The organism is Bacillus sp. FSL R5-0603 (assembly GCF_038050295.1).
Lineage (GTDB): Bacteria > Bacillota > Bacilli > Bacillales > Bacillaceae > Bacillus > Bacillus subtilis.
The window spans coordinates 2,641,657-2,668,418 of the sequence record NZ_JBBOYP010000001.1; the positions used below are offsets into that span (position 1 = coordinate 2,641,657).

Below are 26,762 nucleotides of genomic sequence, written 5' to 3' on the forward strand. Positions count from 1 at the left end.
TTGAGGTTTTTCATCTTTTATACGTACCACAATTTTGTTCCGTCTTTGTACACATCATCAATTGTCCCGCCGCCAAGACATTCTTCGCCGTCATAGAAGACAACGGCTTGTCCCGGCGTTACAGCGCGGACTTGTTCATCAAAGATGACTTCTGCTTCACCCTCGCCAGTCATGCGCACCGTTACTTTATGATCTTCTTGGCGGTAACGGAATTTAGCCGTGCAGGAAATCTCTTCGCCCTTCATGATATCCGAACGTACCCAGCTGATATTTGTTGCTGTGATTTTGTCAGAATATAAAAGCGGGTTATGGAACCCTTGATCCACGTAGAGGATGTTCTTTTCAAGATCTTTGCCTACCGCAAACCACGGCTCGCCGCTTCCGCCGATGCCAAGGCCGTGACGCTGTCCGATCGTATAGTACATCAACCCGTCGTGGCGGCCTTTTACTTCGCCGTCCATCGTCATCATATCGCCCGGCTGTGCAGGGAGATATTGGCTGAGAAACGTTTTGAAGTTGCGTTCGCCGATAAAGCAGATGCCTGTACTGTCTTTTTTCGTCGCCGTTGCAAGTTCTGCTTCTTTGGCGATTTCACGCACACGGCTTTTTTGAAGTTCGCCGATCGGGAACATGACTTTGCTCAGCGTATCTTCTGTCAGCTGATTCAAGAAGTACGTTTGATCCTTGTTTTCATCAATGCCGCGCAGCATTCTGACTTTTCCGCCGCTTCTGTCTACTCTTGCATAATGGCCAGTCGCTAAATAGTCGGCGCCAAGTGACAATGCATGCTCCAAAAAGGCCTTGAATTTAATTTCTTTGTTGCACAATACATCCGGGTTTGGTGTTCTGCCTGCTTTATATTCATCAAGGAAGTATTGAAATACCTTCTCATAATATTGCTTTTCAAAGTTTACGGCATAATACGGAATTCCGATTTGGTTGCAGACGCGGATCACATCTTCATAATCCTCTGTCGCCGTGCAAAAACCGTTTTCGTCCGTATCATCCCAGTTTTTCATAAAGATTCCGATTACATCATAGCCCTGTTCTTTTAACAGCAGGGCCGCCACAGATGAGTCTACTCCGCCGGACATGCCGACGACGACTCTTGTATCCTCCGGCCGTTTTTCCATTTCATTCACTCCAATTACTACGCCGCCTTATTATGTCAGCCGTTTGACAACGTCGGCCACATGTTTGGCAGCAGTTTTCACTTGCTCAGCCGTATTGCCGAGGCCGAAGCTGATTCGAATAGAGGACGTCAGCCGGTCACTCTCTTCGCCGAACATAGCAGTCAGAACATGTGACGGCAGGACTGAACCGGCCGTGCACGCTGAACCGCTGGAGACAGCGACACCAGCCATATCAAGATTAACCAGCAGCGCTTCCACTGACACACCGGGGAAATAAAGATTCAGAACATGCGGCAGACTATGCTCTTTGTCCCCGTTGACCTCAAATGCCACACCTGCATCTCTAAGCGTGTCGGCAAAGATTGCTTTAAACGATTGATACTTCTCGTTTTTTTCGTCCCGTTCTTCACTTGACAGCTTGATCGCTTCTTTCAGCCCGACAATGCCTGGAACATTTTCGGTTCCGGCACGGCGTTTTCTTTCTTGCTCTCCTCCGAATAAAAGCGGTGAAAGCTTCACGTCTTTACTAGCATATAAAAAGCCTGTCCCTTTTGGCCCGTTGAGCTTGTGCCCGGAAACAGACAGAAGGTCAATATGGCTGTTTTTCACATCAATTGGCAGCAACCCGAATGCCTGAACAGCATCGGTATGAAAATAAGCTTTGTGTTCCTTTAACAGCTCACCGATTTCTTCGATCGGCTGCACTGTTCCAACTTCATTATTTCCATACATCACTGTCACAAGGATTGTATCATCACGCAGAGCTTCTTTCACCTGTTTTGCACTGACTCTTCCATTTTGGTCAACGTCCAGATACGTTATGTCAAATCCGTCTTCCTCAAGTTTTTCACATGTGTGAAGCACGGCGTGATGCTCAATTTTTGTTGTGATGATATGTCTGCCAAGATCTTTTCTTGCAAGTGCGGTTCCCATGATCGCCAAGTTATCAGCTTCCGTTCCCCCGCTTGTAAAAATGATCTCCTGCTCTGCCGCTCCGATTTCTGCTGCGATCTGCGCTCTTGCTTCATCCACCCATTTTCGAGATTCTCTGCCAAATGAATGAATACTGGAGGGATTACCGAAACTGCCGGAGAAGTGCGGTATCATTTTTTCCAGCACGCGCTCATCCATCGGAGACGTTGCGGCATGATCTAAATAAATCCGTTCCATTATGTTTACACCTCTGATCTAAATATAGAACATATAAGCTTCTTGCTCTCCGTCTGTATAGCTGGCGAGATCCTCTAATGTTGTACTGTCTAAAACCTCTTTTACAGCATCCCGGATGCGAATCCAGAGCTCACGCTTGGCAGGCTCCTCATCTTCCAGCACTTCAACAGGGCTGATCGGCCCCTCAAGCACACGGATAATATCTCCCGCGGTAATGGCATCCGGCTCACTGCCTAATACATATCCGCCATATGCGCCTCTGATGCTTTTCACTAAACCGGCATTTCTGAGCGGCGATACCAGCTGCTCCAAATAATGCTCGGACAAATTATTCGTCTGTGCGATGCTTTTTAATGAAGTCGGGCCTTCACCGTGCTTTTTTGCAAGCTCGATCATAATGGTGAGCCCGTATCTTCCCTTAGTTGATATTTTCAACATGAACACCTCTGTTATTTCATGATTTTCCACATTTATAATGGTAATTTCTATATGTTTCGTCCGTTTATTATCTTATAGACCAACTGTTATTATAACATACCTTCAGCGAATTTTCATTGAGGCAGAAGGAAAGGGGCCTTTCCCCTTTTCTAATGTACGGTTTTCCGTTACCCTGTAATTAAGTAAGGAGAGATGATAGATGAAGCCATTGGCATATCGGATGCGTCCGACAAAAATAGAGGATATTATCGGCCAGCAGCATCTGGTGGCTGAAGATAAAATTATTGGCAGAATGGTCCAGGCAAAACATTTGTCATCCATGATTTTGTACGGGCCGCCCGGAATTGGAAAAACATCAATCGCAACAGCAATCGCCGGTTCAACAAGTATTGCTTTTCGAAAGCTGAATGCTGTCATTAACAATAAAAAAGATATGGAAATCGTAGCTCAGGAAGCCAAGATGTCCGGCCAAGTGATTTTGATTCTGGATGAAGTCCACAGGCTGGATAAAGGTAAACAGGATTTTCTATTACCCTATTTAGAAAACGGGATGATCATTTTGATCGGAGCAACGACGGCTAACCCGTATCATGCCATTAATCCGGCGATCAGAAGCCGGACCCAGATTTTTGAGCTGGAACCGTTAACACCTGATCTGATTAAACAGGCACTGGAACGTGCGCTCCATGATGAACATCGGGGCCTTGGCACCTATTCTGTATCCATTGATGATCAGGCAATGGAGCATTTTGCCAACGGATGCGGAGGAGATGTCCGCTCCGCTTTAAATGCGCTTGAGCTTGCCGTGTTGTCAACGAAGGAGTCAGCAGACGGTGAAATTCATATTACATTAGAAACCGCGGAAGAATGCTTGCAGAAAAAAAGCTTTTCTCACGATAAAGATGGTGACGCGCATTATGATGTACTGTCCGCTTTTCAAAAATCGATCCGCGGCTCTGATGCCAACGCTGCTCTTCACTATTTGGCTAGATTAATTGAAGCCGGTGATCTGGAGAGCATCGCAAGACGATTGCTTGTCATCGCCTATGAAGATATCGGTTTAGCAAGCCCGCAAGCCGGCCCTAGAGTGCTGAACGCTATTCAGACCGCTGAGCGAGTCGGGTTTCCTGAAGCGCGAATCCCTCTGGCCAACGCAGTTATTGAGCTTTGCCTCTCACCGAAATCAAACTCTGCCATTCTGGCAATCGATGAGGCCCTGGCAGATATCAGAGCCGGAAAAATTGGGGATGTCCCGAAGCATTTAAAAGACGCGCATTATAAAGGGGCTCAGGAATTAGGAAGAGGAATCGACTATAAATACCCGCACAATTACGACAACGGTTGGGTCGAACAACAATACCTCCCTGATCCTCTGAAAAATAAGCAATACTATAAGCCGAAACAGACAGGAAAATTCGAATCCGCCTTAAAGCAGGTGTACGATAAATTAATGAAAAGAAAATAAAACAAAAACAGCCTTGATCATCAAGGCTGTTTTTATGCATTATTTATCCTTCACACGTTTGATTTCAATGTCTTTCAAAAGATCCATGACAACATGTCCGCCCATAATCAAACCTGCAACTGACGGCACAAAAGCATTAGAGGAAGGCGGCATTTTTGCTTTACGGATTTTCGCTTCGTCATTTCCCACTTCTTTTCTGACATCTTCCCGAATGACAATCGGGCTTTCATCAGAGAAAATCACTTGAACGCCTTTTTTGATCCCCTCTTTGCGTAATTTCGTACGAACGACCTTCGCAATTGGATCAGTGTGCGTTTTTGAGATATCAGCGATTTGGAAGCGTGTCGGATCCGTTTTATTTGCAGCACCCATGCTGGAGATGAGCGGAATATCCCGTTTCAGACATTCTTTCATTAAATGAATTTTATAATGAATCGTGTCTGACGCATCAATGACATAGTCAAGATCATAGTCAAAAAACTGCTCATACGTTTCCTCCGTATAGAACATTTTTAACGCGATCACTTCACACTCCGGGTTAATGTCTGCGATCCGCGCCTTCATTAAATCAACTTTCGGCTGTCCGACAGTTGAAAGCAGCGCGTGAAGCTGACGGTTTACATTTGTAATGTCGACATCATCTTTGTCGACAAGCAGAATGCGGCCGACGCCTGACCGCGCGAGAGCTTCCGCCGCGAACGACCCAACTCCCCCGACTCCAAGCACAGCAACTGTGCTCTTTTTCAGCGTTTCAAGCCCTTCTTTTCCGATAGCTAATTCATTGCGTGAAAACTGGTGTAACAAGAACCTCACTCCACATTCGTATTCTGGTTTCATCTATAAAATGGCTGATCCATGAGCAGCCGTTTTTCTGCGCACAAAAAATAAAGTCCCAATAGTGCCGTTGCAGCTTTCCTTTGTTTTGAACCCGCTCTCAGCAGGTGGGTGCCCTCTTTTAAATCTTGTAAGTCCTCTTTACCGAATGAAAAGAGGCATGTACGCCATTTAAAAATGCGGGCTCCCAAATCAAAAAAATGTTCGGTCAAAACTAGGTGTACAACTAACACATCAGGACTTTATTTAACTTGTCAAAATCATATCACAGACGATTTTGATTTTCAAGAATCGAACTGCACATTCAGTTCTTAACTTTTTTCTTGATAGAAAGATGAAGCTCGTCAAGCTGAGCGTCACTTACTTCTCCCGGCGCTTCTGTCATCAGGCAGCTTGCACTTGCCGTTTTCGGGAATGCAATCGTATCTCTCAGGTTCGTACGTCCAGCGAGAAGCATAACGAGACGGTCTAAGCCGAGTGCGATTCCGCCGTGCGGAGGAGCGCCGTATTCAAATGCTTCCAGCAGGAATCCGAACTGTTCAGCCGCTTCTTCTGGTGAGAAGCCGAGAAGCGCGAACATTTTTTCCTGAATATCCTTTTCAAAAATACGGATTGAACCGCCGCCAAGCTCATAGCCGTTTAAGACGAGGTCATAGGCTTGTGCTTTCATGTCTTCAGGCGCTGTTTCAATCAGCTCAAGGTCTTCGCGGACAGGCATTGTGAACGGATGGTGCGCTGCGTAAAAACGGCCTTCTTCCGGATCATGCTCTAATAGCGGCCAGTCGATGACCCATAAGAAATTGAACAATTTTTCGTCAATCAGCCCGCGCTCTTTCCCAAGCTTTAAGCGCAGGGCGCCGAGTGATGCGGCCACAACTTCGAATTGATCCGCTCCGAACAGCAGCAAATCACCTTCAGCTGCATCAAGTGCTTCAATCAGCTTAGACTGCTTTTCTTCATCAAAGAATTTAGCAATCGGGCCTTTCACTCCGTCTGCCTCAACCTTCACCCAGGCAAGCCCTTTTGCCCCGTAGTTTGCAGCAAAAGCGCCAAGAGCATCGATGTCTTTTCTGGAGTAATCGCCGGCACCGCCTTTTACGTTAATGGCTTTAACCACGCCGCCGTTTGCTACAGCTGATGAGAACACTTTAAATTCCGTATCCTTTACAATGTCAGACACATCCGTCAAAAGCATGTCAAAACGCGTATCCGGTTTATCAGAACCGTACTTGTTCATTGCTTCGTCATACGTCATTCGAGGAAGAGGAAGCTTAAGTTCCTCACCTTTTGTTTCACGCATAACCTTTGCCATCATCTCCTCAGCCAATGACATAATGTCTTCCTGGCTCATAAAGGACATTTCAATATCAATTTGCGTGAACTCAGGCTGGCGGTCCGCACGCAAGTCTTCATCGCGGAAACAGCGGGCAATTTGATAATATCGTTCAATACCTGATACCATCAGAAGCTGTTTAAATAGCTGCGGGGACTGCGGCAGCGCGTAGAACTCACCTTCGTGCACACGGCTCGGTACCAAGTAGTCACGTGCGCCTTCAGGCGTGCTTCCTGTTAAAATCGGCGTTTCAATATCAAGAAACCCATTTTCATCTAAAAAGCTGCGAACAGCTTTCGTCACGTTATGGCGCAGCTGCATCGTCTGGAACATAGCCGGTCTGCGCAAATCTAAGTAACGGTGTTTTAAACGAACGTCCTCTGACACTTCTTCAGCTTGATCAGAAATCGCAAATGGAGGTGTCTTTGCAGCATTTAATACGTTCACTCCATCAGCATGTATTTCGATCGCGCCTGTTTTCAAATTCGGATTAACTGTTCCCTCTTCACGCGCCACCACTTTTCCTTGAATATCAAGCACGTATTCATTTCTGATGCCTTCCGCAATAGCAAGCGCTTCTTTTGACACATCAGGGTTAAAAACGACTTGAACAATTCCCGTACGGTCACGCAAGTCAATAAAAATCAATCCGCCGAGGTCTCGTCTTTTTTGGACCCAGCCTTTCAGCGTTACAGATTCGCCAATTGCTTTTTCAGTTATATCACCGCAATAATATGTTCTTCCAAACAATGCGTTTCACTCCTTATCCCTTTTGGTTTGCCTTCATCACATGTATAAATTCATCAAGTGCCACTTCAATCTGTTCGCCCGTCTGTGCATCCTTTACATTGATTTTGTTTTGGGCAAGCTCATCTTCACCCAAAATCGCAATAAATCTGGCATTTAAGCGATCAGCTGTTTTAAACTGGCCTTTCATTTTCTTATTTTCATAATCGATTTCACTGGAAATGCCTGCTTCTCTCAGTTTGTACACCAATGAAACAGAATAATCCTTTGCTTTTTCGCCGAGTGTGACGATATAGCAGTCGATTCCCTTATCAACAGGCAGCTCTCGTTTTTCAGCATCAATTGCGGCAAGCAAGCGTTCGATGCTCATCGCAAATCCGATGCCCGGTGCTTCAGGTCCGCCAATCTGTTCGACAAGCCCGTCGTAGCGTCCGCCGCCGGCAAGTGTCGTAATCGCGCCAAAGCCCTCCGCATTGCTCATAATTTCAAATGCGGTGTGGTTGTAATAATCCAGCCCTCTCACAAGGTTCGGATCGATTTCATACGAAATGCCAAGATCATTTAAGTATTGTTTCACTTTGTCAAAATAAGCGGCTGATTCTTCATTTAAATATGTCAAAATCGAAGGTGCCGATTTCATCAGCTCATGATCACGGTCTTTTTTGCAGTCCAAAATTCTAAGCGGGTTCGTGTGCAGCCGGGACTGGCAGTCTGAACAAAATTCTTCGATGCGAGGCTCGAAGTGTTTCACGAGCGCTTCTCTGTAGCTTTTGCGGCTATCTTGATCGCCGAGACTGTTTATGACAAGCTTAACGTTTTCTAAACCTGCTTTTTCATAAATACTCATCGCAAGCGCCATTACTTCAGCGTCGATTGCAGGGTCTTTTGAACCAATCGCTTCAATTCCAAACTGATAAAACTGGCGGTAACGGCCTGTCTGAGGACGTTCATAACGGAACATCGGCCCGACATAATAAAGCTTTGTCGGCTGTACAGGATTTGCGAACAGCTTGTTTTCATTAAAAGCGCGAACCGCAGCAGCTGTTCCCTCCGGACGAAGCGTCAGGCTTCTGCCTTTGCGGTCCTCGAAGGTATACATTTCTTTTTGTACGATATCCGTTGATTCTCCGACGCCTCTGGCAAACAGTTCTGTATGCTCAAAAATCGGTGTGCGGATTTCTTTATATTGATAAGTGCGGCAAGTGTCTCTCATAATTTGTTCAACAAACTGCCAACGATCTGATTCTCCAGGCAGAATATCCTGTGTTCCTCTCGGAATGTTATATCCCATAGGTAGACCTCCTTATGTATTCCTTTTAAAATATCCAATGATCGTTAATGATGAAAATGAAAAAAACTCCCGTCCCTACTATACATGATAGTAGGGACGAGAGTTATACCCGTGGTGCCACCCTAGTTGGAATACGTTCATATTCCCGCTCGATCCTTTAACGCAGGTTCACGTTCACTGCCTAATGGCGTTATTCACGCGTTCAGCAGGAAACCTCCGGAGTGTTGTTTCGAGAAAGACGCAATGGGATCCGCTTTCAGCCTGGGGCGGGTTCCTCTCTAATCATGCAATCTGACCTACTCTTCTCCATTATTGGTTCAAATCTTTCATCATTTGCTATGTACTCAATTTCTATTATAATAATGGGATTGGGGTTCTCTGTCAAGCTTTATTCCGGTTGTTTTTCCTCAGCGCTGCTTCTTTGGACATAAGACCAAATTCAGATGCTGTTTCCGTAAGATAACCAGTCGTATCGGGATCTGCGTGATCGCTGTAATGCAGATTCGCTTCACCGTCGTGAAATGCACGTCCCATTTTTGGATGATATTTCATGATTTGCACACCTTTTTGATTGTATTTACGCTTAGTATAAACAAATCATTTTATTTTTATTTAAAAATCAGAAAGGACTTTACGATATTAAACAAGAATGCTTTTTTAATGATCATCAGAAAGGAGGACACAATGAACAAGAAATACTTTGTCCTTATTGTATGTATTATTTTCACCGCAGCGCTATTCCCGACCTTTTCATCCGTTACAGCTGCTCAAGGAGAAGCGGTCATCGCAACAGATGAAATGAACGTCAGAAGCGGCCCTGGGCTTAGCTACGGCATTACAGCGGAAGTAAAAAAGGGAGAACGCTATCCGATTTTAAAAGAAGATGGAGACTGGGTGCAGATACAGCTTGGTTCCGGAGAAAAGGGCTGGGTAGTCTCCTGGCTTATTACAAAGGAAGACCAGGCCAGCACAAGCTCCTCAGGAAGCAGTGACACTGTGACATCAACAGACCCCGATCTGCGGATGAGAAGCGGCCCGGGCACTTCCTACGAAGTCATCGGCAAATTCCCGCAAGGCAGCCAAGCATCTGTCATTGATAAAGATTCGGGCTGGATCAAGATATCCTATCACAGTGCCACCGGATGGGTATCATCTGAATATGTCACATCAGGAGGCAGCAGTTCAGCGTCTGATGAGAGTGACCAAACCGAGGATTCCGGTGCGTCAACGACGGGCACAGTCGGTGTTTCTTCGCTAAATGTAAGAGCCTCCGCCTCACATGACGCGGCAATTATAACAAAACTTGATCGCGGAACGAAACTGACGGTTCTCAACGAGAAAAATGGCTGGGCTCACATTGAGGTGAACGGGCTAAAAGGCTGGGTTGCAAGCCATTACCTTTTGACTAGTTCTGTTCCAGCTGATGATTCAGCAAATGCCGGCAGTTCACCCTCCGCTAAAAAAGCCTATATCATGTACGGAGGAACGAATCTAAGAAGTGATGCGTCAACATCAGCTTCGATCGTTGAGCGCGCTGCCAAAGGAGATTCATACACCATTACCGGTTCAAAGGGAAGTTGGTATGAAATAAAGCTTGATAACGGGCAAACTGCTTATGTAGCCAATTGGGTGGTCCAAACGTCTAAAAGCGCAGAAGAAGCAGGTGAACCGCCAGTCTCTGATTCCCCGTCTGGAAACGGCTCTCTAAACAATAAAACGATTATTGTTGACCCGGGACATGGAGGAAAAGACAGCGGAACGATCGGGTATTCGGGGAAATTCGAGAAAAACCTGACGATCAAAACGGCAAAACTGCTCGCAAGCAAACTCAGATCGGCTGGCGCGGATGTATATGTGACACGCCAGGATGATACCTTTGTCAGCCTGCAGTCACGGGTCTCTACGTCTCACTACCGCAACGCTGACGCCTTTATCAGCATTCATTATGACAGCTATGCGGATACCTCTACAAGAGGCAGTACAGCATATTACTACAGTCCTGCCAAAGATCAGGAACTCGCATCAGATGTCCACTCAGAAGTGGTGAAGCGTTCTTCCATTCCAGACCGCGGCGTATTATTCGGAGATTATTATGTGCTCCGGGAAAACAGACAGCCCGCTATGCTGTACGAGCTGGGATATGTAAGCCATCCGCAGGAAGAAGCCATTGTACATAGCAATTCATACCAAGAAAAAGTAACAGATGGGATCGAAAGCGGATTAGAGAAGTACTTCCAATAAAAAAAGCTGCCTTTTGGCAGCTTTTTTTATTTTGAATCCATAATGAGCGTAACCGGTCCGGAGTTTGTAAGCTGAACATCCATCATTGCTCCAAACGTTCCGGTCTCCACTTTGATTCCTTTTTCACGAAGCAGGTCATTCCATTTTTCATAAAGACCTAAAGCTTTATCAGGTTTGGCCGCGTTCATGTAGTTCGGCCGGCGCCCTTTTTTCGTATCTCCATAAAGCGTAAACTGTGAGACGGATAAAATCTCTCCTCCTATATCTACAAGAGACAGATTCATTTTTCCTTCACTGTCATCGAAAATACGGAGATTGACAACTTTATCGGCTAAATAAGCTGCATCATCTTCTGTATCATCATGAGTGATGCCGACCAGCACCATGAGGCCTTGTCCAATTTGGCCGACGACCTCTTCGTCCACTGTAACGCTTGCTTCTGTTACTCGCTGAACAACTAATCTCATTTTCTAACCCCTTTAGTTCATGACGCGGCGCACAGAATAGATATCTCTAATCTGTTTAATACGCTCGACGACTTTATGCAAGTGATTGATATTCTGGATAAAAATCGCCATATGGATGGTTGCCACTTTATTGCGATCCGATTTGCCAGAGACAGATGAAATATTGGTTTTCGTTTCATTCACTGCCTGGAGTACCTCGTTCAGCAATCCGCGGCGGTCATACCCAAGAATCTCTATCTCAACATTGTATTCCTTGCGCTTTTGAACCTGTGACTCATGTTCCCACTCTACCGGGATCAGCCGCTCTTGGGCTTCATTCGTTTTGACATTCGGACAGTCTTCGCGATGGACCGAAACCCCTCTGCCTTTTGTGATAAAGCCGACAATATCATCACCTGGCACAGGATTGCAGCATTTTGATAAACGGACAAGGAGATTGTCGATGCCCTTGACACGAACGCCAGCTTCCCGTTTTCTTCCTTGCGGGTACGGCTTAGGTTCCCCAGTAACTTCCTGAACGATCTTTTCCTGTTCTTCCTGATCGCGCTGCTTTCTCTCTTTTTCTGTTAGGCGGTTCGCCACCTGCAGAGCTGTGATGCCGTTGTAACCGACCGCCGCGTACATATCCTCTTCATTTGAGAAATTAAATTTGTCAGCAACCTTTTGAATATTCTCCGGCGTTAAAACATCCTTCAATTCAAAATCCAAGTTCTTAATTTCTTTTTCGACCAGCTCACGGCCTTTTTCGACATTTTCTTCACGCCGCTGTTTCTTAAAGAATTGACGGATTTTATGCTTCGCTTGGGATGTTTGGGCAAGCTTCACCCAATCCTGGCTCGGGCCGTAGGAATGCTTAGAGGTGAGAATTTCCACGATATCACCTGTCCGAAGCTTATGGTCAAGCGTAACCATTTTTCCGTTTACTTTGGCACCGATTGTTTTATTGCCGATTTCAGAGTGAATCCGGTAAGAAAAATCAATCGGAACAGAACCGGACGGAAGCTCGATTACATCTCCTTTTGGCGTAAAGACATACACCATATCAGAGAACAAATCAATTTTGAGCGATTCCATAAATTCTTCTGCATCTGTCGATTCATTTTGAAATTCTAAAATTTCACGGAACCAAGAAAGCTTTTTCTCAAAGGTTGCACCTTCATTGGCTGCTTTCCCTTCTTTATAAGCCCAGTGAGCCGCAACCCCGTATTCCGCTATTTCATGCATTTCAAAGGTGCGGATCTGCACTTCAAGCGGATCGCCTTTAGGCCCAATAACCGTTGTATGAAGCGATTGATACATATTCGGCTTCGGCATTGCGATATAATCTTTGAATCTGCCGGGCATCGGTTTCCAGCATGTGTGAATGATGCCAAGCACCGCGTAGCAGTCCTTTATGCTATTCACAAGAATACGGACAGCCAGCAAATCGTAAATTTCATTGAATTGCTTATTTTGCAGCACCATTTTTCGATAAATGCTGTAAATATGTTTCGGGCGTCCCGAGAAGTCAGCCTTGATATTTACTTCTTCGACACGTTTCTTCACTTCATTGACAACCTCATCGACATAAAGCTCACGTTCTGCACGTTTCTTCTTCATGAGGTTGACAATTCTGTAATATTGCTGAGGGTTCAAATAACGGAGCGCCGTATCTTCCAATTCCCACTTAATTTTTGAAATCCCGAGACGATGCGCCAAAGGAGCAAAAATTTCCAGCGTTTCATTGGAGATTCTCCGCTGTTTTTCCTGAGGCAGATGTTTCAGTGTCCGCATATTGTGAAGACGATCCGCCAGCTTGATCAATATGACCCTGATATCTTGAGCCATAGCGACAAACATTTTGCGATGGTTTTCCGCCTGCTGTTCCTCTTGAGATTTATATTTAATTTTGCCGAGTTTCGTTACGCCGTCTACAAGCATTGCCACTTCTTCGGAAAATGCTTCTTTCAGGTCATCAAGCGTCACATCTGTATCTTCCACGACATCGTGCAAAAATCCGCCCGCGATTGTGGAAGGGTCCATTTCAAGATCAACGAGAATCCCCGCAACCTGAATCGGATGAATAATATATGGCTCGCCCGATTTGCGGTATTGCTCGCGATGAGCATCTTCAGCGTACAGATATGCTTTTTCGACAAATGCGATATGCTCATCAGATAGATAGCTGCGCGCTTTATCTATAACTTGCTCGGCAGTCAATACTTGTTCGTTCGCCATGGAATCACCTTTTTTAAAATGTAAACTGTATTGTAGTTTATTATCAAGAAAAAAACGAAAGATGTAAAGAGCAGAAGTTCAAATAGCCAAATATTATATAAAATAAATGCAAAACAATAGGAAAAAAGCACCCTGACATGGAGTGCTTTTTCGTTATGCGGTTATCCTTAGTATTTCATCAATGTTAAGATGTCGTAATTTTCCAGCTTATTTCTGCCGTCAAGGTAAGAAAGCTCGATTAAGAAAGCGATACCAGCAACAACGCCGCCAAGTTCTTCAACAAGTTTGATTGTCGCTTCAATTGTGCCGCCTGTCGCAAGCAGGTCATCTGTAATAAGCACACGCTGACCAGGCTTAATCGCATCTTTGTGGATCGTTAATACGTCTTTTCCGTATTCCAAGCCATAATCCACTTTGATTACTTCACGAGGCAACTTGCCTTCTTTGCGGACCGGCGCAAAACCTACGCCAAGCGCGTAAGCAACGGGACAGCCGATAATAAAGCCGCGCGCTTCAGGGCCAACGACCAAATCAATTTGCTTTTCTTTCGCATATTCAACAATTTGATCTGTGGCATAGCGGTATACATCGCCTTTATCCATCAGTGTCGTAATATCTTTAAATTGCACGCCCTCTTTCGGGTAATCAGGTACAATTGTTACGTATTGTTTTAAATCCATCTGTTTTATGTCCTCCTCGTACTTTCATAAGCCTCTGAATCTTGTTTCATCAGCTTATTCAGCCATTCCTTCAGCTCTTCAGCAGAAGAATAATTCAGCTTTTGATCCAGTTCCATCAGCTGCTGTTTCGCCTGATATGTTTGTGAGTCTGTTAAGTCGCGCTTCTTTGCTCCGCTCACAACAGACAGCACACCATTCTCTATTTTAACAAAACCGAGATCAAAAAACACCTTTGTCATGAAATTGATTGTTTCAACGGACCAGCCTTTATGTTTTGCAAGCTCTGAACCGTGTTTTTTCACGTCAAAAGCGCCTCTTTTCAGCAAGAATGCATAATACCATTTAAAGTGGTCTCTTGCGGGAAAAGTTGATAAAAAGTGGTCCTCATGATTGAGAAAAATAAAATATATCCGCTCAGGCGCCTTGCCTTCCAGCAAACGTGCGAGCATGTCCAGCGAAGGCGGCGGATCCAGTAATACAATATATGCACCATCGAGGTCAAACGCCTTTGCTTGATCTTTAGAACTGATGACGTGCACTTCTCGGCGAAGGTCTTCAGTTTGAAGTAATGTTGTTGAGTCTTCTTTGAAAGAGACAATGGCCCGTTTAGCAGATGGAAGGGCGGAAACTGTGTCTTCCCACGTCCGTTTTCCCCTTAAATCAAACAGCTGCCATTCAGAAACAGCGGCATCCTTTATCATAAGCTGCGGCTTTTTTCGATTGTTCCATTCGTTGATTGACATCTCACCGACAATGGAAATTCTTGAACCCGGTACGATGCCTTCTTGAAGCTCGCCTTTATTAAAACCGACGCAATCAAGCTGGGACGACTCGTTTCTGATCGTCATTTTGACATGAGTTTTATTTGCCCCTATCTTGCGGACATCTTCCAGTACTGCGTTTTCTACGAGAACGTGCGGTTTCGGGTTCAGCATGCCAAAAGGAGACAGCATGTTCATTTCTGCGATGCTTTCAACTGTAATGTCTTCGACGCCGCAGACAAGGTCGACTTCCTGTACGGGAATAAAATCCTCTTCCGTAAGCGTATTGTCCGCTATTTCATTCAGCCTGCTTCGCAAATCCGGCACATCTTCGGCTTTCAGCGTCATCCCCGCAGCCATTGGATGGCCGCCGAAATGAGGAAGAATATCTCTGCATTCAGAAAGGCTCTCAAATAAATTAAATCCTCTGATGCTTCGGGCCGAACCTTTAGCGATTCCCTTTTCTTCATCAATGCCAAGAACAATGGCCGGTCGGTAGAAGCGGTCCACAAGCTTTGAAGCCACAATCCCGACGACTCCCGGGTTCCATCCAGCTTTGGCCACGACAATTGCAGTTTGATCGAGCCCTTGCTGTTCAACCATTTCAATCGCTTCATCCGTCATTTTGCTGACCATTTTTTGGCGCTCTTTGTTCAGCTGGTCAATTTCTGCGGCAAGCTCTTCCGCTTCAAACGAATCCTCTGACATAAGCAAATGAACAGCTGGATCCGCCTGTTCGATTCTTCCGACGGCATTCAGCCTTGGTGCGAGCTGAAATCCGACAGTTTCTTCGTTCGCTTCTCCGATGTCTCCGCCTGACAGCTTAATCAGCTCTTTTAAGCCGAGCCGATTTGTCCGCCGAAGCCTTTCAAGTCCTAGTGTTGCAATTAATCTGTTTTCGTCATGCAGCGGGACTAGATCGGCAATGGTGCCGATAGCCGCCAGGTCAAGCAGTTCATCAGGAAGTTCACCCAATAGAGCGTGGGCAAGCTTAAACGCGACTCCAACCCCGGCAAGCTCCTTAAACGGGTAAGTGCATCCAGGTTGCTTCGGGTGGACGATTGCATGGACATCCGGAAGCTCCGGTCCCGGTTCATGATGATCGGTAATGATGACATCCAGTCCGAGTTCCTTTGCCACCTTCGCTTCATGCACAGCGGCAATTCCTGTATCAACCGTAATGATCAAAGAGAAGCCCCGTTCTTTAATCGAACGAAACGCCTGTTCATTAGGTCCATATCCTTCTTTAAAACGGTCAGGTATATAAAAATCAACTTGAGCCGACAGTTTTTGCAGCGTGTGAAGCATCACTGACGTACTTGTAACCCCATCGGCGTCATAATCGCCATATATCATAATCTTTTCTTGTTGTGAAATCGCCTGTTTTATTCGATCTGCCGCTTCTTTCATGCCTTTCATTTCAAAAGGGTCATAAAAATCGGCATCCTTTGTATGTAAAAACAGCCTAGCGCTTTCTGCCGTATCAAAGCCTCTTTTTACAAGCAGGGACGCAACAAGAGGTGTTATATGCAATTGTTCTGTGAGTGATTTGACCTTATCCTGATCTGGTCGCTGGATTTCCCATCGCATTTTTGACGCTAACATAAATTCACCCCTCAACCACCCTATTATACTAGAGCAGGCTGAGGGGTTTCAAATAATATTCGAAAACTAGTCTTTTTTCTCAATCATGGCTGATGCATCCTGTGTGTCAGTCTGATCAGCAAGATGAGTATCCTCTTGTTTATGTATTGCCGTTCTATTTTCTTTCCGCAGTGTTTTTATTTCCCGCTTCAATTTCATTACCTGAAAAATGCCGACAGAAAATACGATCAGCGCTCCCATTAAAACTGAGCCCAAAATAACAAGAATGAGCGGCCATTCTGATCTTCCAAACAGGTAATCAACTTCTACGGATCGAACATTAATGACTGCGAAAATAGCGACAATTAAGGTGAAAATAAGTGCGAAAATAATGGTCCATTGTTTATTCATTCTCTTTTCCCCCAAACTTCTTATTGAGGTAACTTTCCCCATCAAGACTGGTTTTAAACATGGCTTAACACTAGGTTAAGCTCCCTTCGCTGTTAATTTTTCCCGAATCAGCCTCTTCAGTCCGGTTCCCTCACCGGAAATCACAAGTGTATCGCCTTCGTCAATGACTGTTTCAGAGCTCGGATTCAGTTGTTTATCCTGATTCTTCTTAATAATTGCAATGACCGTCACATGATATTCCTGACCCACATTCAAATCACCAATCGTCTGATGAATGGCAGGCGCTCCCGCCTCTGCTTTACACCACTCTATAATCAAATCATCAAGGGCTGACTCGACCTGTTCTAATGCTTTCGGTTTATAGGCCATTCCGCCAAGAATTGCAGACATTTGCCTTGCTTCAGCGTCATCAAACTGCACGGAGGCAACACATTCCTCATGGTCGTTTTCGTCAAAATAGTAAAGCTCTCTCCGTCCGTCATGATGAATGATAATTGAAATTTTATCACGGTTTCTAGTAATCATTTCAACTTTTTGTCCTATGCCCGGCAGCTCTGATTCGCGAACCCTCATATATAAACCCTCCTACATATCTGAAAACCAGTCATAAACACTTTTAACACCATATATATGTTTAAATGTAAGCGTATGTCATTATAGCAAATGTCTATTTTAAGTTCAATGAAACTTCAAAAAACAGGCTGCCCTGCAGAGGACAGCCTGATATTTTTTATTGCGCCGAATCTTTTTTCAGTTCTCTTCCTTTCCATGCAAGCCAAATTTGTGCGGCAATGTATAGAGAAGAATAAACGCCTGTTAACAGCCCGACCAATAAAGCAATTGAGAAGTTAGTAATAGAAGATGCTCCAAAGATCAGCAATGTCACAACAACAATCACAACAGTTAATACAGTGTTAATTGAACGTGTAAAGGTTTGCTGCAGGCTCAGGTTTACAATATGGTTCAGATCGGCAAATGTTTTCGGCTTGCGCTTTTTCATATGCTCGCGGACCCTGTCAAATGTAACGATTGTATCGTTAATGGAATACCCGATTATCGTCAAGATGGCCGCGATGAACGTAACATCTACCTCAAGCCTTGTAATACTGAAGAACGTGACGATAAAGAATGCGTCATATAGCAATGAGGCGATTGCGGCAATCGCCATTTTGTATTCGAATCGGATTGAAACGTAAATAATGATGCCAATAGAAGCTATAGCAACTGCGTACAGCGCATTTCTTGCCAGTTCCTTACCGACTGTCGGTGAAACTGTGCTGACATTTGGCTCAGATCCGTATTTGTCTTTAAAATATGTTTTTACTTTTGCTATGGTTTCTTTATCTGGCACCCCGACAAAACGGGCAACACCGATATTGCTCTTTTCGCCTGACAGAACTACAGTATCAGGGTCCATACCAAGAGATTCAAAATCCTTTTCAACTTGCTCTGTCGTCAGCTTATGGTCGCTTTGTACTTCAATCCGTGCACCGCTTGCAAAGTCAATGCCAAGATTCAGCCTGAACACAAGCAGGATAATAATCCCGGCAACCGTGACCGCACTGGAGAAAATAAAGAAGTATTTGCGTTTGCTCGTGAAATCCCATTTTTGGAATGGCGTATGCGGCTCTGTATTTTCATCCGTATCCTGAATATCCATGATATGTTTCTTATTGACACCAAACCAGCCTTTTTTCCGATCAAGCCATCTGCTTTCCACAAGGAGAGCGAGGAGAAATCTCGATAAGAAAACGGCAGTGATAAAGCTTGTCAAAATCGATAGGATCAGCATTGTCGCAAACCCTTTAACAGAGCTTGTCCCAAAGATAAAGAGCACAACCGCTGCAATAATGGTTGTAATATTCGCATCAAAAATCGTCGCAAATGACCGTCTGTTTCCTGAACGGAAGGCAGAGCGGACTGACTTTCCTAGCTTGAGCTCTTCTTTAATCCGCTCATAGGTAATAATGTTGGCGTCAACAGCCATCCCGACACCTAAAATGAGAGCGGCAATTCCCGGAAGCGTAAGTACGGCATTCATCCAGTCAAAGATCTGGAGTGTAATGTAGATATAAACAGATAGCGTAATCACCGCGATTAACCCCGGCAGACGGTAATAGAAAAGCATAAATAAGAAAATAATTGCGATACCGACAATACCGGCGAACACCGTATCATGGAGAGCCTGCTGGCCGAATTGTGCGCCTACTGATGTCGAATATTTTTCAGTCAGTTTCACAGGAAGTGCGCCTGCGTTTAAAATGCTGGCTAAATCTTTTGCTTCTTGAACCGTAAATTGCCCTTCAATTGTAACGTCAGTTGTGTTTAATTCCTGACTTACATTTGGGGCGGATACATATTTAGGGTGCTCTTTTTGAACCTCTTTTTTAAAGGAGTCCCCTTTTTCGTAATCCATCCAAATAACAAGCTGGTTGTTTGGCGCCATTTTCATGACCTTTTTGGTCACTTCGCCGAATTTATCAGCATCTTTCAGTTTAATGCTGACAATCGGTTCATTTGTTTTGGCGTCATACGTTTGTTTAGCTCCGTTTTCGACGAGGTCAGAGCCATTCAGCAATTCTTTGTCATTCGTATCTCTGAAAGAAAGCTGGGCTTCAGTCGCCAAAATTTCACGCGCTCTGTTTTGGTTTGTCACACCAGCGAGCTGAACGCGAATCCGGTTATTCCCTTCAATTTGGATGTTCGGTTCGCTGACACCGAGAACATTGGCCCGGCGGTTCAATGCCTCTACTGTGCTGACCAGAACATCTTTTGTGATTTTGTCACCTTTTTTTACAGGCTGTACATCATACAGCACCTCAAATCCGCCTTGCAAATCCAATCCTAACGTAATATTGTTAGCGGCAGGCTTCGTAAAGTAGCCCAAGCCCGTGCCGATCAATAGAACGAAAAGGAAAAACGCAATCAAGCGTCCTTTTTTCATTATGTATATCCTCCCTTAAACCTGTGCGAATCAACCTGCTATCTCAGCAGTTCTTCCAATGCTTCCTGGCCCTCTTCACTGCCCAGCCAATTAGACGTTTTAAATGACTCAACGGTTGCATAGTTCATAAATTCGCCAATTTTCACTGATAAAATATCACTCGCCAGTTCATAAATGTTCAGTTCCGTTTTCTTTTTCCACTTCTTATCTGTTAAGTATGACCACAAACTTTCGAGTTCAACATCATCATACCCGAGAATCTTAAACTCTTCCAGTTTGCTGTAAAGAAACGGCCTGACGTGGTCTTTATATAGATCGGCTGGATGCTTCTCCACGAATTCCACGCTCCTTTTTTATTGTTTTTCAAGAAGACTTGTCATGCTTGGACGATATATACGCATATCTTTATTGTATATGATTCCAGGTAGTTTGAGAAGGCAGGGGGTAAAAATGGCGAAACAGACGTTTTTAAAGGGCACTCTTATCCTTATCGCAGCAGGAATGGTTACAAGAATGCTCGGGTTTGTCAACCGGGTGGTTATCGCCCGTTTTATCGGTGAAGAAGGAGTCGGGCTTTACATGATGGCGGCGCCTACCTTCTTCTTGGCCACTACATTAACTCAATTCGGTCTGCCGGTCGCGATCAGCAAGCTAGTCGCTGAAGCCAGTGCGCGCGGAGATCATCAAAAAACGAAAAATATTTTAGTCATGTCTCTGACCATCACGGGAGTGCTCAGCCTCATCTTTACACCGCTGTTTCTGTTTTTCGCCCCGGTTATGGCTGAAACGATGCTGACAGATAAGCGAACACTGTATCCGCTCTTGGCCATTACGCCGGTTGTGCCGATTATTGCTATATCGAGTGTGCTGAGGGGATACTTTCAAGGAAAACAGAATATGAACCCGCTTGCTATGTCACAAGTTCTTGAACAGGTCGTCCGCATTTCACTCGTGGCTGTCTGCACAACGATTTTTCTCCCTTACGGAATTGAATATGCTGCAGCGGGGGCAATGCTATCCTCAGTGGCAGGGGAGCTGGCATCACTTCTTTATTTATTCGTTTGCTTTAAGTATAAAAAGACAATTAGAATCAGAAAGCATTTTTTCCAGTCAATTAAAAACGGAAAACAAACCTTTACCCAATTAATGAGCGTGTCCCTTCCAACAACCGGGAGCCGCTTTATCGGAAACCTCTCTTGGTTTTTCGAGCCAATCGTCGTCGCTCAAAGCCTTGCCATCGCCGGTGTGGCAACAGTTGCCGCAACAAAGCAATACGGGGAACTGACCGGCTTTGCCATGACGCTGCTGACTCTGCCCAGCTTTATTACATATTCTTTGTCGACCGCGCTTGTTCCTGCGATCAGTGAAGGAATGGAGCAGAAAAAATTGCAGGTGGTGGAATACCGCTTGGAACAGGCGATGCGTCTCTGTCTGCTCAGCGGAGGCATTTCAGTTGTTATTTTATTTGTATTTGCGGATGAGCTGATGAGAGTGATGTACGGTTCCTCAGGAGCAGCTGTATTTATAAAAGTGATGGCCCCGTTTTTTCTGCTTTATTATTTCCAAGGCCCGCTTCAAGCTGTGCTGCAGGCGCTTAATTTGGCAGGAGCTGCGATGATGAACAGCTTAATCGGAGCGCTTGTCAAAACAGGCCTTATTTTTGTCCTTGCCACAAGGCCTTCTCTCGGCATTATGGGCGCGGCATTAGCCATTGTGACAGGCATGGTGCTCGTCACGCTATTGCACGCAGCAACCGTAAGCAAAGTGCTGCCGATCAGCATCAAAATCAAGGAGTACGCGCTCAGCTTCGCTGTTATTGTAATTTGCGGATTCATCAGCTCCGCCATCAAACATTATATAAGCTTTGGAGCATCTGAGGCTGTCAATCTAGCCGGATGGATTGCGGCGAGCGCCGCCATTTATATGATCCTCCTGCTCGTTTTCCGTTTAATTAAAAAAGATGAGCTTCGCCGCATTCCCATTATCGGACGGTTGATCATCCGATAATGATCACGTGCGGTGCCCATCTTTTTCATCAATATATATTTCTCCGTCTGTAAACGAGCAAAATGAAATATCTGAAGGGTTTGTGTATCCGTGTTTTTGCAAATTTTCAAGCAGCCATTTTTTATCTTTACTGATTCTGGACAGGTTTTCTGTTTGAATGAAGCCGTCTATAATGAGCGGCATTTCGAGCTGCCGATGCTCTCCGCTATTTTCTTTCTTTACAATAGTCAGTTTGCCCGACGGCTCTAAAATGGCAAATGATACGTCAGCTACTCTGTCGACGCTATTTTCTCTGAGCTGAACCATTAAATCATCAAAATTATAACGCTGTGATTTCATGGCTTCTTCGTCAATTTTTCCATATTTGATAATTATGGTCGGCTTACCGTCAAGAAGCTGGCGGACTTTTCGGTTTTTTAAAGAAAAGTATGCCAAAGTCACTTGAATGATCATTAATACAAGCATTGGCAAAATGGTATGAAATAGATGATCGTCTACGTTTTCTATGGCTAAAACGGCAATTTCAGCCATCATGATAAAGACAACGAGATCTAAAATACTAAGCTCTCCGATCTCCCGTTTGCCCATGAAACGAAAAATGACCAATATCACAAAATACAATACGACTGTGCGAAACGCAATAGTGAGAAGCTCTTCCATCATGCACCTCCAACTCATTATAGGTTGCAACAAAATGATCAATTTATGTAAGAAAAACCGATTGCATTTCACAAAGCTTTTACGTCTAATTCAAGGGATAAGGGAATACATTTTTACAAAGACGAGCCATCAGCATGTCTGACGGTTTTGAACAAAAAGAACAGAAGCCTTTTAATACAGGCAGAGAGGAGACAATCATGGAGGAAACGAAACAAGTTGGAAAAGGCATTCTTTACGGCTTAATCGCCATATTTTCAGCCATGCTCCTGACAAGTTTGGCGGTTTCACTTTTATTGACCGCAACCTCGCTGGAAGAATCATCATTTAACTGGCTGATCACAGCTATCTCATTTCTCTCTTTATTTATCGGCGGGTTCATTTCAGGCGGGAAAGGCAAGGAAAGAGGCTGGATGATTGGCGCATTGACTGCCATAAGTTTTTCTCTGATTATCTTATTGTTTCAGTATTTAGGATTCGGAAAGACATTTACAGCAGAACAGCTGATCTTCCATCTGGGATTTTTAGGGGTGTGCATGCTGGGCGGGATTTTCGGCGTGAACATGAGAGGAAACAGGTCTTCCACATAAAAAAGAGCGGGCTCACTTGCCCGCTCTTTTTTGTTTGCTATGTATAGCTCCTGCTGTTATTCAGCAGCAGAAACTTCTCTGATCGCGCGGCGGTCGAACGTAAGACGTGTGTTATCACCAGTCTTAATTACGACTTTGCTTTCGTCGATAGAGTCAACAGTACCGTGCAATCCCCCGATTGTCACTACTGAATCGCCTTTTTTCAGTTCCTCCTGCATTTGGCGTACAGCCTTTTGCTGCTTTTGCTGAGGACGAATCAGCAAGAAGTAAAGGACCGCAAACATTAAAATAATAGGAACCAATGTACCTAAAGTGCCAGTCATCATTTTCACCCCTTTCTGTAAGCCTGTTATGTTTTATTTAGAAGCTTTTCGCATTTGGCTTGTTATAGCCGTAACGCTCAAAGAACTCTTCTCTGAAATCACCCAGACGATCCTCGCGAATAGCCTGTCTTACCTGCTCCATTAAGTGTAACAGAAAATGAAGGTTATGGTAAGTTGTTAATCGAAGGCCGAATGTTTCATTGCAGCGAATCAAGTGCCTAATGTACGCGCGAGTGTAGTTTTTACATGTATAGCAATCACACTCTTCATCAATCGGACGGAAGTCTCTTTCAAATTTTGCATTTTTCATATTGAGTCGTCCTTCAGCAGTAAACACTGTGCCGTTTCTTGCAATCCGTGTAGGCAGCACACAGTCAAACATATCGACCCCGCGGATCGCTCCGTCGATCAGTGCGTCCGGAGAACCTACTCCCATCAGATATCTCGGTTTATCCTTCGGCAAGAGCGGTGTTGTAAATTCGAGTACACGGTTCATGACATCCTTCGGTTCACCTACAGACAATCCGCCTATAGCATATCCCGGAAAATCAAGGGAAATCAAGTCCTTCGCACTTTGTGTCCGCAGATCTTCAAATTCTCCGCCTTGTACAATACCAAACAGCCCTTGTTCATCCTGACGATTGTGGGCATTCAGGCAGCGTTCCGCCCAGCGGCTTGTCCGCTCAACTGACCGCTTCATGTAGTCGTACTCCGCCGGGTATGGCGGGCATTCGTCAAACGCCATCATAATATCAGAGCCGAGTGCGTTTTGGATCTCCATCGCTTTTTCCGGAGATAAAAACAGCTTGTCTCCATTTAGATGATTGCGGAAATGGACACCCTCTTCCTCTATATTACGAAACTTGCTTAAAGAAAAGACCTGAAAACCGCCTGAATCTGTTAAAATTGCGCGGTCCCAGTTCATAAATTTATGGAGCCCGCCCGCTTCTTTGACAATGTCTTGGCCCGGACGAAGCCATAGATGATAAGTGTTGCTCAAAATGATGCCTGCATCCATTGCTTTCAGCTCTTCAGGCGACATTGTTTTGACTGTCGCCAGTGTGCCGACCGGCATAAAAACCGGCGTTTCGAAGGAGCCGTGAGGCGTATGCACTTTGCCCAGCCGCGCTCCTGTTTGTTTGCATTCTTTTATAAATTCATAGCGTATTGGTTGTTCAGCCACTTTTGATGAGGCCTCCTGTTCTCAAATTATATAATCAGCATCGCGTCTCCGAAGCTGAAGAAACGGTATTCTTCTTCCACTGCATGGTTATAGGCACGCAGAATGTTTTCTCTTCCAGCAAGCGCGCTGACCAGCATAATCAATGACGATTTCGGCAAATGGAAGTTTGTAATCATTCCGTCAATGGCTTTAAATTCATAGCCCGGATAAATAAAAATAGATGTCCAGCCGCTTGATGCTTTAAATTGCCCGTCATGTTCCCCGGCAATCGTCTCAAGCGTGCGTGTCGAGGTCGTGCCGACAGAAATGATCCGACCGCCATTTTCTCTTACTTTGTTTAAGGCTGCAGCCGTTTCTTCTGACATTTGATAAAACTCTGCATGCATATTATGCTCTTCCACTTCATCGGCACTCACAGGGCGAAACGTTCCAAGGCCTACGTGCAATGTGATGAACTCAATTTGCACGCCTTTGTCTTTCAGCTGCTGTAAGATTTCTTCCGTGAAGTGAAGGCCAGCTGTAGGCGCAGCAGCAGAGCCGATTTCTTTTGAATACACTGTCTGGTAGCGCTCTTTGTCATCAAGCTGTTCTTTGATATATGGAGGGAGCGGCATCTCTCCAAGGGATTCAAGCACCTCGTAGAAAATACCGTCATATTGAAATTCCATCTTTCTGCCGCCGTGCTCAAGCTCTTCCGTGCAGATTGCCTTCAATCTTCCGTCTCCAAATGTGACAACAGTTCCTTTTTTCACCCGTTTCGCAGGTTTGGCAAGTGTTTCCCATTTATCACCGGTTTCCTGTTTCAGCAAAAGAAGTTCCACTTTCGCGCCGGTATCCTCTTTTGTGCCGAATAACCGAGCAGGCAGTACCCGGGTATTGTTCAGGACAAGACAATCGCCTTCGTTAAAGAAGCTGATAATGTGTTTAAACGAGCTGTCAGTAAGCTCTCCTGTATGTTTATCGAGCACCATCAGCCTTGAAGCATCACGCTGCTCCAACGGTACTTGTGCAATTAAACGTTCTGGTAGTTCAAAATCAAATAAATCGACTTTCATGATGATTTCACCTTTATTCTAGTCTTTTGTTATTTCATTCTGCCAAAAAGATTAAGCAAAATTGATAATACCACACTTATAATAATACAAGTGACAACCGGGAAGAAAAACGTGACATTTCCTTTTTTTACAAAAATATCTCCCGGCATCTTGCCGACAAAATGCAAAACTGCTCCGATAATAAGCAACACAGCACCAAGAATCATAATGATCTTAGGAAATTCAGTCATATCGGGGAGCCTCCATTTGGAAATGATGATAAACGGCCGGTGTCACGATCCTTCCACGCGGCGTTCTTTGTATAAATCCAATTTGCAGCAGATATGGTTCATATACGTCTTCAATCGTATGCGATTCCTCGCCGATGGTAGCTGAAATCGTATCAAGGCCTACTGGGCCGCCGTTGAATTTTTCGATCATGCCCATCAGCAGCTTATGATCAATATGATCCAAACCGAGGCGGTCAACCTGAAGCCGCTCCAGCGCATTCTGAGAAATGTCTTCCGTAATCCTGCTGTCACCCAGCACTTGGGCGAAATCGCGCACCCTTCTCAGCAGGCGGTTCGCCACGCGGGGCGTCCCTCTCGATCTTCTTGCAATTTCAAGCGCCGACGGTTTATCAATCTCAACCTCGAATACATCAGCGGTTCTTGTGACAATATCCGCCAGTTCTTCTTGTGTATAGTACTCAAGGCGAGACATGACGCCGAATCTGTCTCTTAAAGGAGCCGTCAAAAGCCCCACTCTCGTCGTGGCTCCCACCAGCGTAAAAGGCGGAAGGTCGAGCCGAACCGAGCGGGCAGATGGGCCTTTGCCAATCACAATGTCCAGGCAAAAGTCTTCCATTGCAGGATAAAGCACCTCTTCGATCGATCTGTGCAGCCTATGTATTTCATCAATAAATAATACATCTCCCGGTTCCAGCGCCGTTAATATAGCAGCCAAATCACCAGGCCTTTCAATCGCAGGCCCTGATGTCGTCCGCAATTCCACTCCCATTTCATTAGCAACAATCGAAGCAAGCGTTGTTTTTCCGAGTCCGGGCGGCCCGTACAGAAGAACATGATCCAGCGTCTCCTGTCTCATTTTCGCCGCATCTATAAACACGCGCAAATTTTCTTTTACCTTATGCTGCCCGATATACTGTGCCAGATTTTGCGGCCTCAGGCTTTGCTCTATCACTGATTCATGGTTGTCTGCTTCACTTGAGACGAGCCGTTCATCCATGAAC

25 protein-coding genes, 1 other RNA gene and 1 other annotated feature are annotated in these 26,762 nt (G+C 45.0%); of the genes, 4 read left to right on the forward strand and 22 right to left on the reverse strand.

What is annotated here, in order from left to right; genetic code table 11:
- Window positions 1–17: 17 nt before the first annotated feature.
- From mnmA to cymR, 3 genes are read right to left on the reverse strand one after another with little or no spacing between them, the layout of a single operon-like run.
- On the reverse strand, window positions 18–1,133 hold the full coding sequence (mnmA, locus tag NYE56_RS13690) for a tRNA 2-thiouridine(34) synthase MnmA (RefSeq protein ID WP_004398509.1): 1,116 nt from the start codon (window positions 1,131–1,133) through the stop codon (window positions 18–20).
- A gap of 30 nt (window positions 1,134–1,163) precedes the next feature.
- Entirely contained in the window at window positions 1,164–2,303 is a 1,140-nt protein-coding gene (locus tag NYE56_RS13695) for a cysteine desulfurase family protein (RefSeq protein ID WP_032722251.1), read from the reverse strand.
- 18 nt (window positions 2,304–2,321) lie between these two features.
- A complete protein-coding gene (gene cymR / locus NYE56_RS13700; protein ID WP_003225879.1) occupies window positions 2,322–2,738 on the reverse strand; it encodes a cysteine metabolism transcriptional regulator CymR in 417 nt (138 codons plus the stop codon).
- Between the two features lie 202 nt (window positions 2,739–2,940).
- Here cymR and NYE56_RS13705 point away from each other — a divergent pair, with 202 nt between their 5' ends.
- A complete protein-coding gene (locus tag NYE56_RS13705) occupies window positions 2,941–4,206 on the forward strand; it encodes a replication-associated recombination protein A (protein ID WP_063335522.1) in 1,266 nt (421 codons plus the stop codon).
- Window positions 4,207–4,245: 39 nt separating this feature from the next.
- On the opposite strand, the gene NYE56_RS13710 is transcribed toward NYE56_RS13705, so the two are convergent.
- The 5 genes from NYE56_RS13710 to NYE56_RS13730 all read right to left on the reverse strand — a co-directional run bounded on the left by NYE56_RS13710 (window position 4,246) and on the right by NYE56_RS13730 (window position 8,963).
- Window positions 4,246–5,010 carry a tRNA threonylcarbamoyladenosine dehydratase gene (locus NYE56_RS13710; protein ID WP_341283980.1) on the reverse strand — a complete coding sequence of 255 codons (765 nt, stop codon included), beginning with the start codon at window positions 5,008–5,010 and terminating at the stop codon, window positions 4,246–4,248.
- An 81-nt stretch (window positions 5,011–5,091) separates the two neighbouring features.
- A non-coding RNA gene (gene ssrS, locus NYE56_RS13715) (6S RNA) lies at window positions 5,092–5,284 on the reverse strand.
- Between the two features lie 60 nt (window positions 5,285–5,344).
- Window positions 5,345–7,123 (reverse strand): aspartate--tRNA ligase, encoded by a 1,779-nt coding sequence (aspS, locus tag NYE56_RS13720; RefSeq protein ID WP_015384241.1) that lies wholly within the window; start codon window positions 7,121–7,123, stop codon window positions 5,345–5,347.
- A 13-nt stretch (window positions 7,124–7,136) separates the two neighbouring features.
- Window positions 7,137–8,411, reverse strand: a complete 1,275-nt coding sequence (gene hisS, locus NYE56_RS13725; protein ID WP_032722254.1) for a histidine--tRNA ligase — start codon at window positions 8,409–8,411, stop codon at window positions 7,137–7,139.
- Window positions 8,412–8,500: 89 nt separating this feature from the next.
- Window positions 8,501–8,733, reverse strand: a binding site (T-box leader).
- A gap of 59 nt (window positions 8,734–8,792) precedes the next feature.
- Window positions 8,793–8,963 carry a YrzK family protein gene (locus tag NYE56_RS13730; RefSeq protein WP_004399157.1) on the reverse strand — a complete coding sequence of 57 codons (171 nt, stop codon included), beginning with the start codon at window positions 8,961–8,963 and terminating at the stop codon, window positions 8,793–8,795.
- A 132-nt stretch (window positions 8,964–9,095) separates the two neighbouring features.
- Between NYE56_RS13730 and NYE56_RS13735 the strand changes: the two genes are divergently transcribed.
- Complete coding sequence (locus tag NYE56_RS13735; protein ID WP_341283981.1) at window positions 9,096–10,652, forward strand: SH3 domain-containing protein; 1,557 nt, start codon at window positions 9,096–9,098, stop codon at window positions 10,650–10,652.
- Between the two features lie 26 nt (window positions 10,653–10,678).
- Here NYE56_RS13735 and dtd read toward each other — a convergent pair whose 3' ends face one another.
- The 8 genes from dtd to comN form a co-directional block, all read right to left on the reverse strand.
- Window positions 10,679–11,119: a D-aminoacyl-tRNA deacylase gene (dtd, locus tag NYE56_RS13740; RefSeq protein ID WP_004398689.1), complete on the reverse strand. Its 441-nt coding sequence runs from the start codon at window positions 11,117–11,119 to the stop codon at window positions 10,679–10,681.
- 12 nt (window positions 11,120–11,131) lie between these two features.
- Window positions 11,132–13,336, reverse strand: a complete 2,205-nt coding sequence (relA, locus tag NYE56_RS13745) for a GTP diphosphokinase (protein ID WP_003229747.1) — start codon at window positions 13,334–13,336, stop codon at window positions 11,132–11,134.
- A 167-nt stretch (window positions 13,337–13,503) separates the two neighbouring features.
- Window positions 13,504–14,016 (reverse strand): adenine phosphoribosyltransferase, encoded by a 513-nt coding sequence (locus NYE56_RS13750; RefSeq protein WP_015384246.1) that lies wholly within the window; start codon window positions 14,014–14,016, stop codon window positions 13,504–13,506.
- 5 nt (window positions 14,017–14,021) lie between these two features.
- A complete protein-coding gene (recJ, locus tag NYE56_RS13755; RefSeq protein ID WP_032726300.1) occupies window positions 14,022–16,382 on the reverse strand; it encodes a single-stranded-DNA-specific exonuclease RecJ in 2,361 nt (786 codons plus the stop codon).
- Between the two features lie 66 nt (window positions 16,383–16,448).
- Complete coding sequence (locus NYE56_RS13760; RefSeq protein WP_003229740.1) at window positions 16,449–16,772, reverse strand: LapA family protein; 324 nt, start codon at window positions 16,770–16,772, stop codon at window positions 16,449–16,451.
- 75 nt (window positions 16,773–16,847) lie between these two features.
- Window positions 16,848–17,345: a cation:proton antiporter regulatory subunit gene (locus NYE56_RS13765; RefSeq protein ID WP_134981750.1), complete on the reverse strand. Its 498-nt coding sequence runs from the start codon at window positions 17,343–17,345 to the stop codon at window positions 16,848–16,850.
- A 157-nt stretch (window positions 17,346–17,502) separates the two neighbouring features.
- Window positions 17,503–19,716: a protein translocase subunit SecDF gene (secDF, locus tag NYE56_RS13770; protein ID WP_015714442.1), complete on the reverse strand. Its 2,214-nt coding sequence runs from the start codon at window positions 19,714–19,716 to the stop codon at window positions 17,503–17,505.
- A 38-nt stretch (window positions 19,717–19,754) separates the two neighbouring features.
- On the reverse strand, window positions 19,755–20,051 hold the full coding sequence (gene comN / locus NYE56_RS13775) for a post-transcriptional regulator ComN (RefSeq protein WP_003229735.1): 297 nt from the start codon (window positions 20,049–20,051) through the stop codon (window positions 19,755–19,757).
- Between the two features lie 115 nt (window positions 20,052–20,166).
- Between comN and spoVB the strand changes: the two genes are divergently transcribed.
- A complete protein-coding gene (gene spoVB / locus NYE56_RS13780) occupies window positions 20,167–21,723 on the forward strand; it encodes a stage V sporulation protein B (protein ID WP_268555724.1) in 1,557 nt (518 codons plus the stop codon).
- Between the two features lie 3 nt (window positions 21,724–21,726).
- On the opposite strand, the gene NYE56_RS13785 is transcribed toward spoVB, so the two are convergent.
- Window positions 21,727–22,383, reverse strand: a complete 657-nt coding sequence (locus tag NYE56_RS13785; protein WP_080529623.1) for a DUF421 domain-containing protein — start codon at window positions 22,381–22,383, stop codon at window positions 21,727–21,729.
- 197 nt (window positions 22,384–22,580) lie between these two features.
- Between NYE56_RS13785 and NYE56_RS13790 the strand changes: the two genes are divergently transcribed.
- Entirely contained in the window at window positions 22,581–22,970 is a 390-nt protein-coding gene (locus NYE56_RS13790) for a TIGR04086 family membrane protein (protein WP_014477528.1), read from the forward strand.
- A gap of 56 nt (window positions 22,971–23,026) precedes the next feature.
- Here the strand turns inward: NYE56_RS13790 and yajC are convergent, their stop codons facing one another.
- Genes yajC through ruvB form a run of 5 tightly spaced genes read right to left on the reverse strand, consistent with a single transcriptional unit; the run spans window position 23,027 to window position 26,758 of the window.
- On the reverse strand, window positions 23,027–23,293 hold the full coding sequence (yajC, locus tag NYE56_RS13795) for a preprotein translocase subunit YajC (RefSeq protein ID WP_004398708.1): 267 nt from the start codon (window positions 23,291–23,293) through the stop codon (window positions 23,027–23,029).
- A gap of 37 nt (window positions 23,294–23,330) precedes the next feature.
- Window positions 23,331–24,476, reverse strand: coding sequence for a tRNA guanosine(34) transglycosylase Tgt (gene tgt / locus NYE56_RS13800; protein ID WP_335450990.1), 1,146 nt, complete (start codon window positions 24,474–24,476; stop codon window positions 23,331–23,333).
- A gap of 26 nt (window positions 24,477–24,502) precedes the next feature.
- Window positions 24,503–25,531 carry a tRNA preQ1(34) S-adenosylmethionine ribosyltransferase-isomerase QueA gene (queA, locus tag NYE56_RS13805; protein ID WP_003229723.1) on the reverse strand — a complete coding sequence of 343 codons (1,029 nt, stop codon included), beginning with the start codon at window positions 25,529–25,531 and terminating at the stop codon, window positions 24,503–24,505.
- A gap of 29 nt (window positions 25,532–25,560) precedes the next feature.
- Window positions 25,561–25,761, reverse strand: a complete 201-nt coding sequence (locus NYE56_RS13810; RefSeq protein WP_003222669.1) for a DUF2905 domain-containing protein — start codon at window positions 25,759–25,761, stop codon at window positions 25,561–25,563.
- Entirely contained in the window at window positions 25,754–26,758 is a 1,005-nt protein-coding gene (gene ruvB / locus NYE56_RS13815; protein WP_003229718.1) for a Holliday junction branch migration DNA helicase RuvB, read from the reverse strand. The genes NYE56_RS13810 and ruvB overlap by 8 nt, the downstream gene beginning before the upstream one ends.
- Window positions 26,759–26,762 lie beyond the last annotated feature (4 nt).

Excerpts from the sequence above, each read along its gene's own strand:
- recJ (WP_032726300.1), bottom strand. The coding sequence starts at position 16,382 with ATGTTAGCGTCAAAAATGCGATGGGAAATCCAGCGACCAGATCAGGAT.
- queA (WP_003229723.1), bottom strand. The coding sequence starts at position 25,531 with ATGAAAGTCGATTTATTTGATTTTGAACTACCAGAACGTTTAATTGCA.
- secDF (WP_015714442.1), bottom strand. The coding sequence starts at position 19,716 with ATGAAAAAAGGACGCTTGATTGCGTTTTTCCTTTTCGTTCTATTGATC.
- hisS (WP_032722254.1), bottom strand. The coding sequence starts at position 8,411 with ATGGGATATAACATTCCGAGAGGAACACAGGATATTCTGCCTGGAGAA.
- NYE56_RS13810 (WP_003222669.1), bottom strand. The coding sequence starts at position 25,761 with ATGACTGAATTTCCTAAGATCATTATGATTCTTGGTGCTGTGTTGCTT.
- ruvB (WP_003229718.1), bottom strand. The coding sequence starts at position 26,758 with ATGGATGAACGGCTCGTCTCAAGTGAAGCAGACAACCATGAATCAGTG.
- NYE56_RS13765 (WP_134981750.1), bottom strand. The coding sequence starts at position 17,345 with ATGAGGGTTCGCGAATCAGAGCTGCCGGGCATAGGACAAAAAGTTGAA.
- NYE56_RS13705 (WP_063335522.1), top strand. The coding sequence starts at position 2,941 with ATGAAGCCATTGGCATATCGGATGCGTCCGACAAAAATAGAGGATATT.
- yajC (WP_004398708.1), bottom strand. The coding sequence starts at position 23,293 with ATGACTGGCACTTTAGGTACATTGGTTCCTATTATTTTAATGTTTGCG.
- NYE56_RS13735 (WP_341283981.1), top strand. The coding sequence starts at position 9,096 with ATGAACAAGAAATACTTTGTCCTTATTGTATGTATTATTTTCACCGCA.
- NYE56_RS13750 (WP_015384246.1), bottom strand. The coding sequence starts at position 14,016 with ATGGATTTAAAACAATACGTAACAATTGTACCTGATTACCCGAAAGAG.
- NYE56_RS13695 (WP_032722251.1), bottom strand. The coding sequence starts at position 2,303 with ATGGAACGGATTTATTTAGATCATGCCGCAACGTCTCCGATGGATGAG.
- dtd (WP_004398689.1), bottom strand. The coding sequence starts at position 11,119 with ATGAGATTAGTTGTTCAGCGAGTAACAGAAGCAAGCGTTACAGTGGAC.
- mnmA (WP_004398509.1), bottom strand. The coding sequence starts at position 1,133 with ATGGAAAAACGGCCGGAGGATACAAGAGTCGTCGTCGGCATGTCCGGC.
- spoVB (WP_268555724.1), top strand. The coding sequence starts at position 20,167 with ATGGCGAAACAGACGTTTTTAAAGGGCACTCTTATCCTTATCGCAGCA.
- NYE56_RS13790 (WP_014477528.1), top strand. The coding sequence starts at position 22,581 with ATGGAGGAAACGAAACAAGTTGGAAAAGGCATTCTTTACGGCTTAATC.
- NYE56_RS13785 (WP_080529623.1), bottom strand. The coding sequence starts at position 22,383 with ATGGAAGAGCTTCTCACTATTGCGTTTCGCACAGTCGTATTGTATTTT.
- relA (WP_003229747.1), bottom strand. The coding sequence starts at position 13,336 with ATGGCGAACGAACAAGTATTGACTGCCGAGCAAGTTATAGATAAAGCG.
- NYE56_RS13730 (WP_004399157.1), bottom strand. The coding sequence starts at position 8,963 with ATGAAATATCATCCAAAAATGGGACGTGCATTTCACGACGGTGAAGCG.
- NYE56_RS13760 (WP_003229740.1), bottom strand. The coding sequence starts at position 16,772 with ATGAATAAACAATGGACCATTATTTTCGCACTTATTTTCACCTTAATT.